Source organism: Janthinobacterium sp. BCJ23, from assembly GCF_059617945.1.
Map to the genome: position 1 here is coordinate 18,130 of NZ_JCAQAW010000014.1, position 10,345 is coordinate 28,474.

Sequence of the window (10,345 nt, forward strand, 5' to 3'; positions counted from 1 at the left end):
CTTACTTCTGCTGCGCGATCCACCGGTCGACCTTCGCTTCCAGCAGTTTCAGGGGCAGCGTACCATCGCTCAGCACCACTTCATGGAACTTCGGCAGGCTGAATTTGTCGCCCAAGGCTTGCTGCGCGCGCTGGCGCAGTTCGAGGATCTTCAGCGAACCGATTTTGTAACCCAGCGCTTGGCCAGGCCAGGCCATGTAGCGTTCCGTCTCGCTTTTCGCCACGGCGTCATAGCCGAGGGTGTCGCGCATGTACTTGATCGTCTGCTCGCGCGTCCAGCCCTTGGTGTGCAAGCCCGTGTCGACCACCAGGCGCACGGCGCGCAGCATCTCGTCGTTCAAATGGCCGAAATACTGGGCCGGATCCTCGAACAAGCCCATTTCCTTGCCCAGGGTTTCCGCATACAGGGCCCAGCCTTCCGTGAAGGCATTGTTGCCGCCGAAGCGGCGGAAGTTCGGCAAGTCCATCTCTTGCACCAGCGCCAGGTGGAAATGGTGGCCCGGCTTGCCTTCGTGCAGGAACAGGGTGGTCATGCCCGTGTCGCCATACAGTTTCGGATCCGTGACGACGGACCAGAACACGCCGGGGCGCGAACCGTCGGCGGCCGGCGCCGTGTAGTGATCGGCGGCCGTGTCGCGGCTCAGTTCAGGTTCCAGACGCAAGTCCAGCGGCGCTTTCGGCACCAGGGTGAACAGGGCGGGCAATTTGCTGTCGAGCAGCACGTTTAGTTTCCGGTAGACGTCGAGCACTTCCTGCTCCGTCTTGAACGGGCGGTATTTCGCCTGTTCCGATACCCATACGGGCAAGCCGGCGGCCGGGCCGTTGTAGCCCATCTTCGGGCCCACGATCGCGTATTGTTCCTGGATGCGCGCCACTTCCTTCAAGCCGATGGCGTGGATCTGCTCCGGTTTCAGATCCGTGGTGGTGCTGCTGGCCACGCGCGCCTGGTACCAGGCGGCGCCATCGGGCAGGGCGCTCCAGCCGCTGCTCGTGCGGCCGGCCGGCAGGTAATCGCGCTCCATGAAGGTGGACAGGCGCTGCAGCGCCGGCATCAGCTTGGCTTCGATGATGACGGTATAGGTTTGCGTCAGGCGCGCCTTGTCCGCGTCGGAAAAACTGGCCGGCAAGTTCTTGATCGGCGTGTAATAGACGCTGTCCTGCGGCGTGGCGCTGACGAGCTTCTTGAATTGCGGCAGGGCCGATTCCGTCAGCGCCTTCGGCAGCACGATGCCCTTTTGCATGCCGACTTTCATGTTGGCGATGGCTTGGTCTATCCAGCCCGGCAACTGGCCGATACGGCTCAGGTAAGCGTCATACTCCTTGATCGTTGTCAAAGGCTGCGATGCCTCGCCGCCCGCATAATTGGCGAGGGTGACGGGCATGCTGTCCATCTGGTTCAGCGGCAGCAGGTATTCCGGGAAGCGCTCGAAGCTCAGCGCCGTCGCCAGTTCATAGTCGAGGATGTCGTAGTTGATCTGGTCCTGGTGCGACAGCTGCGCGCGGGCAATGCTGCGCAGCGTCTTCTGGTACTGGCGGTACAGGGCGAACTGTTTTGCGCGCGCGGCGGGCACGATGGCTGAACCGAGTTGGTCATCAAAACGGTTGTCGCCGCTCTCGGTGGCATTGATCGGCTCGAAACGGGCCAGCGCGTCGTAGTATGTGTCGGCCAGCACTTGCAGCTGCTGCTTTGCTTTTGGCGCGCTGACGGCGGGCGCGACGGCTGTTTTGGCTGCGGGCTGGGCCGCTTGCGCCATGGGTGCGTAGGCGAGCAACAGGGAGATGGCCAGGGTGCCGAGGGTGCCGGCGGCAAAACGATGCTTCATGCGCGATGTCCTTTGTAAGGAGGGAATGAACGGAGGCGTTGTGGGTCGGGGTGGCCGGTCGCGATGGAGCAGCCGGGGCGTAAGCATACGCCATTGCCCAGTACGTTTGGATAAATTGTACGAGAGGAATGTTGCTATTTTGCCGTAGGCGGCAGGTCCGCTTTCATCGCTTGCCAGTGGCTGCTGCTCAAGGGAAGGCAAGCAGGGCAGGGCGTGGCGGCGATCAGGCTGCGGATCTGCTGCGCGCGCGCCGCCGTTTGCGGGTGCGAGGAAATCCAGCCGGGTACCTTGGCCTTGTCCTTGTCATCGAGCTTCTGGAAAAAGCTGAGCATGCCGTCGGGACGGATGTGCGCGCGCTGCAAGGCGAGCAAACCGAGACGGTCCGCCTCTTCTTCCATGTCGCGGCTGAAATACAAGGTGCCGGCCTGGTGCGCCAGCATGGCGGCCACGGCGCTGATGTCGCCGATGGTCACGCCCACGAGGGCGCCCCAGCCCAGGCTGCTGATCATTTGCCGCAGCGAATGACGCTGCTCCACATGCTGCACTTCATGCGCGAGTACGCCGGCCAACTCGCCCGGGTCGGCGGCCTGGCGCAGCAAGCCCATATGCACGACGATGATGCCCCCCGGCATGGCAAACGCGTTGACCGTGTCGTCGTTCTTGATCAGCCAGCGGTACTGGTAGCGCGAGCCGGCCGTCAGCTTGCGGCCGATCTCCTGCACCGTCTGCTGCTCCACGCCGCTTTCGCTGATGCCGCCCTGCGCGCGCACTTGCGACAGGGCCAGTTCGCCCAGCTGTTTTTCCGTCGACAAAGGGATGAATCCCGCCAGCGCGCCGACGGCATGGCCGCCTTGCCACCACAGCAGAGCTGCCGCGACGATGGCCGCGCCTGTCAAACCGGCCAGCCAGCCCGACACCTGCCGCCGGTTGCGCTGGCGCTCGCCCCACAAACGCTGCAGTTGCGGCTGCAGCGCGGCCGGCGCTTCGCGCAAGACGATGGCGATGTCGCTCGCCGTCAGCGGTTTCAGCGAGGCTTGCCGTCCTTGTTCGTCGAGCCAGTTCAGGAACAGTTCCGGCCCATCGACGCCGCCTACGCTGACGACCAGTTGCGCCACGTCGACACCATGGCCGGGCGCATCGATAGCCAGCTGGCTGCCGAAAAAATGCGCGCTGACGGCCGTGCCCGCCGGGCCGCCGTCGGGGCCGCTCAGCAGTGCCTGGAATGGCGTCATGCGGCCGCCTCGGCAAAGCGGCTTTCGTACAGGGCCGCCATCAGGTCGGACTGGCTGATGATGCCGGCCAGACGCTCTTCATCGTCGAGGATGGGAATATGGTGATAGCCGGCGTCGGCCATCAGGGGAACCAGATCGATGATGGGCGTGCCCAGGCGGGCCGTGTGCGGGGACGGCGTCATAAGCTGCCCCACCACTTCCGGCTTGTCGCTATGGGACAGGCCGCTGCGTTGCAGCAGGCCGCGCAGGCGCTGGCGCATGCCCTGATAATCGTCGAGGCCGCCATGGCGCAGGAAATCCGTCTGCGTGATAATGCCGATGACGCGGCGCGCCCGGTTCAGCACGGGCAGGGCGCCCACCTGGTGTTCGCGCATGGTGCGCCAGGCAACATCGAGCGGCGTGCCGAACTCCACGCTGAGCACGTCTTTCGACATGATGTCGGCGCAGGTGACGACGCCGAAGCGGCGCTGGTAGGCGCGCATTTCCGTTTGCAGGAAGATCGCTTGCAAATCGTCGCGGCTGATGTCGAGCACTTCGCTGTGCTGGCGCAGGACGGCGTCGAGGTCATCGGGCGAAAAGCCCAGCCGGTTGCTGGGCACGTCATCCTTGGTGGCGTGCGGATGCGGCGCCACCAGTTGCTGGATGTGCGGGTAGCGGCGCCCCGTCAGGTTGTTGTACAGCACGGCGCAAGCGACCAGCACAGCGGAATTGAACAGCACGGTGATGAAGACGAATTCAAAGCCGGCGGCATGCACGCTGGCGCCGCCAACCACCGTGGTGAGCGCCACGGCGCCGCCCGGCGGATGCAGACAGCGCAGGGCAAACATCGCGCCGATGGCCAGACAGGCGGCCAGCGCCGCCACGCCCACGCTCGATCCCAGCCATTTCACGCAGGCCATGCCGACCAGGCCGGAGATGACGTTCCCGCCCACCACGGACCACGGTTGCGCCAGCGGGCTGGCCGGCAGGCAGAACAGCAATACGGCAGAGGCGCCCATGGGCGCGATCAGGTAGACGCTGGCGCTGTCGGGGGCCAGCAGGAAATGGCAGATCAGGCCTGTCAGCAGCAAGCCGCAGATGGCGCCCGCACACGCACGTAATTGTTCGCGGCGGCTGCCGTTGTTCGGTTGCGGCAGCCAGCGTGCCAGGAAAGAAGTCGTCATGGAGGAGGGCGCGTTCGGATCGCGTTGCTCAGTGTGAGCCCGATATTATCCCATGCGTTCCATTTCGCTGCCTGCAGGCATCAATCTTCGGCACAGACTGCTTGCAAGCCGTGTTGCTCCAGCAAGTTCCTGGAGGCCGCGATGGCGGAAGGTGCCGGTTTGCTGCTGGCGCAGGCATAGATGTCATTGAGGACCACCGCCGCATCCTTGCCCATTACAGCGGCCATCAGCTCGGCCAGGTTGCAGTCGGAAAAGTGTTCATACAGCAGGGCCAATACGGCGAAATACGCCGAGTCGGGAATGCCAGCGGGATAGGCGCTGCGCAGCATGCGAGCGGCGCCGGACAAGGTTGGGGGCAGGGTATCTGGCATGCTCAAGCGGCTACTCCTTGGTGTTGCTTATACCTTTTCCGCATAAGCACAGTGCAATTAAATGGTGGATATTTCCCATAAGCAGGCATATTCTAGACAATCACGCCAGCTGGCAGCTGTTCAGCTGGCCTCACGATTTTTTTCAGGAGCCCGCATGCGCTTTTCTCTTTTCCTTGCCAGCCTGCTGCTTGCCGGCACCGCCGTTGCCGCCGCGCCGACACCGGCTAACCCCGTCGCCACGCCGCACTTGCCGTACAACGCGGCGGCCGACGCCAAGGCCGACGTGGCCCGCGCGCTGGCCGAAGCGAAGGCGGCGCACGTACCTGTCTTGCTGATCTTTGGCGCCAACTGGTGCGAGGATTGCCGTGCGCTCGACAAGGCATTGAAGGAAGGCAAGAACGCGGAATTGATGCAGCAGCAGTTCAAGGTCGTCAAGGTCGACGTGGGTAACTTCGACCATAACCTGGACGTGGCGCAAGCCTATGGCAATCCGCTCAAGAAAGGCATCCCCGCTGCCGTGCTCGTCTCGAGCGACAATAACCAGGTGCTGTACGCCACCAAGGGCGGCGAACTGGCCAATGCCCGCCGCATGAGCGAGAGCGGCATCTACGATTTCTTCAAGCAAGCGGCCAGCGTGAAAGCGCCGGCGATTTAAGCGTCTTCTTTAAAACTCTTCCCACGCATCGCTGGCCGGCGCTGCCGGGCGCGATGGCGTGGGCAGCACCGGCTTGTGCGCCGGCTGCCGGGGCTGTAGCTGCGCCGCATGCCCGGTTTCTTCCAGCTTGAACACGCTGACTACTTGCGCCAGCCGGCCGGCCTGGTCCTGCAACGATTGGGCTGCCGCCGCCGCTTCTTCCACGAGGGCCGCGTTTTGCTGGGTGGCGTCATCCATCTGCGTGACGGTGGCATTGACTTGCGCGATGCCCTGGCTTTGTTCCTGGCTGGCCGAGGCGATTTCTCCCATCAGGTCGGCCACCCTTTGCACGGAGACGACGATGTCCTGCATGGTGGCGCCGGCCGAGTCGACCAGCTTGCTGCCCGCTTCGACCTTGCTGCCCGAGTCGACGATCAAGTCCTTGATTTCTTTCGCTGCCGCTGCCGAGCGTTGCGCCAGGTTGCGCACCTCGGTCGCCACCACAGCAAAGCCGCGGCCCTGTTCGCCCGCACGGGCTGCCTCGACGGCCGCGTTCAGGGCGAGGATATTGGTTTGAAAGGCAATGCCGTCGATCACACCGATAATATCGGCGATCTTGCGTGAACTTTCCGTAATCGCGCCCATCGTCTGCACCACTTGTCCCACCACTTCACCGCCCTTGACGGCGTGGTTTGAGGCCGACACGACCAGCTGATTGGCCTGGCGCGCATTGTCCGCGTTCTGTTTCACGGTCGACGTCAGTTCTTCCATGGCGGCCGCCGTCTCTTCCAGGCTCGACGCCTGGGCTTCCGTGCGCGCCGACAGGTCCAGGTTGCCCGACGCGATCTGGCTCGATGCGCTGGCAATGGAGCCCGTACTGTCGCGAACTTCGCGTATCGTCACGTTCAGCGATGCGACGAAGCGGTTGAAGGCGGCGGCCAGCGCGCCGACCTCGTCTTCCGATTCGACGGGCATGCGGCGGCTCAGGTCGCCATTGCCGCTGGCGATTTCGCTGAGCATGTCGGCCGCCCGCGCGACGGGGGCCGCGATGGCGCGGCTGATGACATAAATGATGCACAGGGCGATGCCGCCACCGACGAGGCCGGCGATCAGGGCGGCAAGCAGGGCCGAACGCGTGACATTGCCCAGCACTTCCGTTTCCGGCACTTCCGCCATCACGTATAAATTCAATTCCGGCACGAAAGAGGCGGCGACGAACTGGCGTCCCGCAGGCGCGTCGTAGATGGCGTATGCGTATTTGTTGCCCGTCAACAGGCTCTTGCTCAGGGTATCGCTAAAGCCGGGCAGATCCTTGAGCTGATGCTTGCCGTCGGCCAGGGCCGTGTCGCGGTGCACCAGCAGCACGCCATTGGCGCGCGCCAGGTAGACATGGCCCGTCTGGCCGATCTTGTAGCTGCGGATGGTGTCAGCCAGCGCATTGATGGACAGGCCCAGGCCGGCCGCGATCTGCTTGCCGCCCGCCGTCTGGCCGCGCGCATTCAGGTACAGCATCAGGTCGCTGGAGTTTTCCGCCTTGTCGATGTCGAGCGTGTAGGCCTTGTCGCCGGCCAGCAAGCCATAAAACCACTGGTCGGCCGCCTGGTTCTTGTCCAGGGTGCGCAGCAAGCCTTCCGTGGTGAAATACTTGCCCGTGCTGGCCGAGGCCCAGTTGATCGAAGCGGCCTTGTTCTTTTCCTTGACGACCTTGGCGTAGCGCTGGAAGGTGGCGATGCCGCTGTCGGGCAAGCCCGCGTCTTCCCAGTCTTGCAGGTAGACATCGTTGGCCATGGTCTGCACCACGGACAGGGGCTGGCTGATCTGGCGCAGCACGTCGTTGCGGATCTCGCCCACTTGCGCCGGCAACTCCTGGCTGACGACGCGCTCGCGCACGTAATCGCTGCTCATGCGCACGCTGAGGAAAGACGAGATCGCCATGAAGAACAGCAGGCACAAGCCCATGCTGAACAGGAGTTTTTTCTGGATGGAGAGGCGGCGGAGCAGAGACATGGAAGACCTTGGAGGATGGCCTGCAGAATGAGCAGAAAAGCGGGCAGGCGAGCAGACAGTATACCGGCCGCACTGCGTCTTCCATCGCACCATTGCTGCTTTTCATTCATTTATGTTGCATTGCAGCAACGTGCGATCATCTCAGGCAGGCAAGCCGTGGGCGATCAATTCCAGCGGCAATTCCGTGCTGCACTTGATCTGCTCCATGGAAAAGGCGGACGACACGCCCGTCAGCTGCACGGCCTTGATGAGCTTTTTGTAGAAGGTGTCATAGCCCTTGATGTCGGTGGTGACGACTTTCAGCAGGTAATCGATGTCGCCGCTCATGCGGTGAAATTCCTGTACCTCGGGCAAGACGATGACGGCGGCGGCGAAGCGGCGCAGCCATTTTTCATCGTGCTGTCCCGTGCGCACGCTGACGAAGACGGTCACGGGCAAACCCACTTTTTGCCGGTTCACGATGGCCACGCGGCTCTCGATATAGCCGTCTTCTTCCAGGCGCTTGACCCGCTTCCAGCACGGCGTGCTGGACAAGCCGATTTTTTCGCTGAGGGCGGCGATCGACAGGGTGCCATCCTGCTGCAAGGCGGCCAGGATGGCGCAGTCGAATTTGTCGAGCGAGGCGTTTGGTGAATTCATTTTACTATTCCAGTTTTTATGGCATGAACATGCTGCATGGTACATCATTTGCAGCATTGTTTGGCATATCTTCACGGGGGCGGGCCGGTAGACTATCCATATGTTCCAGCCGCCTGCGCTGCCCCTTTTATAGAATACTCAGACTGCCATCATGAAAGAAATCTACCTCGACAGCAATGCCACCACTTGCGTGCTGCCCGCCGCCGTTGCCGCCGCCAAGCAGGCGATGGAGCAGGGCTATGGCAATCCCAGCAGCACCCACGCGACGGGATTGCAGGCCAAGGCCATGATGGATGGCGTGCGCCAGCGCGCCGCCCGCTTGCTGGGCGTGGGCGACGGCCGCCTGATGTTCAACAGCGGCGCCACCGAAGGCATTCAGACAGCCGTGCTGTCGGCCCTGTGCGCGTTGCGCGAACGGCGCGATGCGGGCAAGCGCATCGGCAGCCTGCTGCTGTATGGCGCGACCGAGCACAAGGCCGTACCGGAAAGCCTGGCGCACTGGAATCGCCTGCTGGGCCTGAACCTGGAAGTGCGCAAGCTGCCCGTCGATGCGCAGGGGCGCCACGATCTGCAGGCACTCGGTGCGCTGATCGGCGACGCGGCCATGCTGTGCACGATGGCGGCGAATAATGAAACGGGCGTCGTCAGCGATTTGTCCGCCATCGCCCAGCTGCTGCAGGAGCGCGGCGCCGATGCCTACTGGATGGTCGATTGCGTGCAGGCGCTGGGCAAGCTGAAACTGAACCTGGCCGCCACGCGCATCGATTACGCACCGTTTTCCGGCCACAAGCTGTATGCGCCCAAGGGCATCGGCATGCTGTACGTGCGCGCCGGCGCCCCATTTACGCCGTTGATGATGGGCGGCGGCCAGGAAGCGGGCTTGCGCTCGGGCACGGAAAACATGGCCGGCATCGCCGCGCTGGGCGCCGTGCTGGCCGCGCTCGACGATGGCAAGACCTTCCGCAGCCACGCCGACCTGGCCGCGTTCCGCGCGCAGCTGGTGGCCAGCCTGGAACGTGCCTTCCCCGGCATCGTGTTCAATATGCCGTTCGACTTGTCCTTGTCGACGACGCTCAATTTTTCCGTGCCCGGTTTGTCGTCAAAGGAATTGCTCGACCTGTTCGACGCGGCGCGCGTGCGCGTCAGCTCGGGCAGCGCCTGTTCCGCCGCCAAGGCGCTTCCCAGCTATGTGCTGGAAGCGATGCACGTGCCGCAATGGCGTGCCAGCTCGGCCATCCGTTTGTCGTTCGGTCCCCTGATCGACGCGGCGACGGTGACGGCCGCCTGTGCGCGCATCGAGCGCTGCGGCGAAGCGCTGCGCAGCAGCTGCCTGCTGCCGTCCGCGCTGGCGCCATCGCCGCAGGACGGCGTGATCCAGCTCAGCGTTGATGGCCAGTGCACCTGGCTGCTCAGCGACCTTGCCAGCGCCAGTTGCGTCGTCATCGATCCCGTCGCCGCGCTCGTGCCGCGCCTGGCCGCTTTCATCCGCTGCCAGCACTTGGCCTTGCGCGCCATCGTGCACACGGCGGCACCAGCCGACCATGGCGTGGCGCGCCTGGCGCTGCTGCAGGAACTCGAGATCGAACAAGTCGGTCACGTCGATATCGACGGTGAGCTGGCGCTGGGCCAGCAGCGTTTGCGCCGCGTCGAATGCGGCGAAAACCATGTGTATCTGCTGGGGCAGCGCTTCGCCTTCATCGGCGCCCTGACGCCCGAAGCGCTGGCGCCCTTGCTGGATGCTGCACTGCTGACGCAGGATACCGTGCTGTGCGCGTCAGGCGACGACGGCAGCATTTGCGCTACCGTGCGCACCGTGCAGGACGGTAGCGTGCTGGCTGTCGAACTGCAGCTCGATGCGGCCGCCTTGCCCGCCTTCCTGCGCCAGCATCCCGGCGCCATCCTCGTCGACGTGCGCGAAGCGTATGAACACGCGGCGTGCGCCGGCACGGTGTTCGAGGGCTGCGAGGTGCGCAGCGTACCGCTGAGCCGCCTGGCGGGACAGGTGGCCGCGTGGCTGCAGCAGCCGCAGCGCCCGCTGGTCTTTTTCTGCCGCAGCGGCAACCGCAGCGCGCGCGCTAGCGCCTGCCTGCGCCGCCTCGGTCACAGCGCGGCATGGCAACTCAATGGCGGCATGGCGATGGCCGAGGCGACGCGCCACCCGCTGGCCATTGCGGCCTGAACGGTCTGAACTTTCTTCCTTGAAATATTGCACCGTGCCATCTTTGGCACGGTGCTTCTCTCGCATTTCTTGCATTCATTTCCTGACGGCATTTTTCTGCCGCTCAACAGGCTAATTTCTTTGCTGAAACGTCCCTAAAACGTGATGTATGTACGCTAGCGCACGGTCTTGCGCAGATGGCGCACCTACGATGAAGTTCAGAAAATCTCCCTATACCCTGAGATTCGTCGTAACGCTCCGGCGCTTCGCTTTCCGTCTTCGCCAGTGTCCGATCGTGTTCTTCCAGACTGGGCCAGCG

8 protein-coding genes are annotated in these 10,345 nt (G+C 63.7%); 2 read left to right on the forward strand and 6 right to left on the reverse strand.

The window, feature by feature from the left end; genetic code table 11:
* Position 1: 1 nt before the first annotated feature.
* The 4 genes from AC54AG_RS27885 to AC54AG_RS27900 form a co-directional block, all read right to left on the reverse strand.
* Entirely contained in the window at positions 2-1,822 is a 1,821-nt protein-coding gene (locus AC54AG_RS27885) for a DUF885 domain-containing protein (protein ID WP_496632564.1), read from the reverse strand.
* A 134-nt stretch (positions 1,823-1,956) separates the two neighbouring features.
* A complete protein-coding gene (locus tag AC54AG_RS27890) occupies positions 1,957-3,054 on the reverse strand; it encodes a M48 family metallopeptidase (RefSeq protein WP_496632566.1) in 1,098 nt (365 codons plus the stop codon).
* Positions 3,051-4,217: an HPP family protein gene (locus AC54AG_RS27895; RefSeq protein ID WP_219330253.1), complete on the reverse strand. Its 1,167-nt coding sequence runs from the start codon at positions 4,215-4,217 to the stop codon at positions 3,051-3,053. Before AC54AG_RS27895 ends, AC54AG_RS27890 begins: the two co-directional genes overlap by 4 nt.
* An 80-nt stretch (positions 4,218-4,297) precedes the next feature.
* A complete protein-coding gene (locus AC54AG_RS27900; protein WP_257620619.1) occupies positions 4,298-4,588 on the reverse strand; it encodes a DUF3349 domain-containing protein in 291 nt (96 codons plus the stop codon).
* Between the two features lie 154 nt (positions 4,589-4,742).
* Between AC54AG_RS27900 and AC54AG_RS27905 the strand changes: the two genes are divergently transcribed.
* The gene (locus tag AC54AG_RS27905; RefSeq protein WP_034753151.1) at positions 4,743-5,243 is read left to right on the forward strand and encodes a thioredoxin family protein; all 501 of its coding nucleotides are present in this window, start codon (positions 4,743-4,745) and stop codon (positions 5,241-5,243) included.
* A gap of 9 nt (positions 5,244-5,252) precedes the next feature.
* Here the strand turns inward: AC54AG_RS27905 and AC54AG_RS27910 are convergent, their stop codons facing one another.
* Entirely contained in the window at positions 5,253-7,229 is a 1,977-nt protein-coding gene (locus AC54AG_RS27910) for a methyl-accepting chemotaxis protein (protein ID WP_496632568.1), read from the reverse strand.
* A gap of 141 nt (positions 7,230-7,370) precedes the next feature.
* A complete protein-coding gene (locus AC54AG_RS27915) occupies positions 7,371-7,868 on the reverse strand; it encodes an Lrp/AsnC family transcriptional regulator (protein ID WP_034753155.1) in 498 nt (165 codons plus the stop codon).
* Between the two features lie 151 nt (positions 7,869-8,019).
* Between AC54AG_RS27915 and AC54AG_RS27920 the strand changes: the two genes are divergently transcribed.
* Positions 8,020-10,047 carry an aminotransferase class V-fold PLP-dependent enzyme gene (locus AC54AG_RS27920; RefSeq protein WP_496632570.1) on the forward strand — a complete coding sequence of 676 codons (2,028 nt, stop codon included), beginning with the start codon at positions 8,020-8,022 and terminating at the stop codon, positions 10,045-10,047.
* The last annotated feature ends 298 nt before the right edge of the window (positions 10,048-10,345 follow it).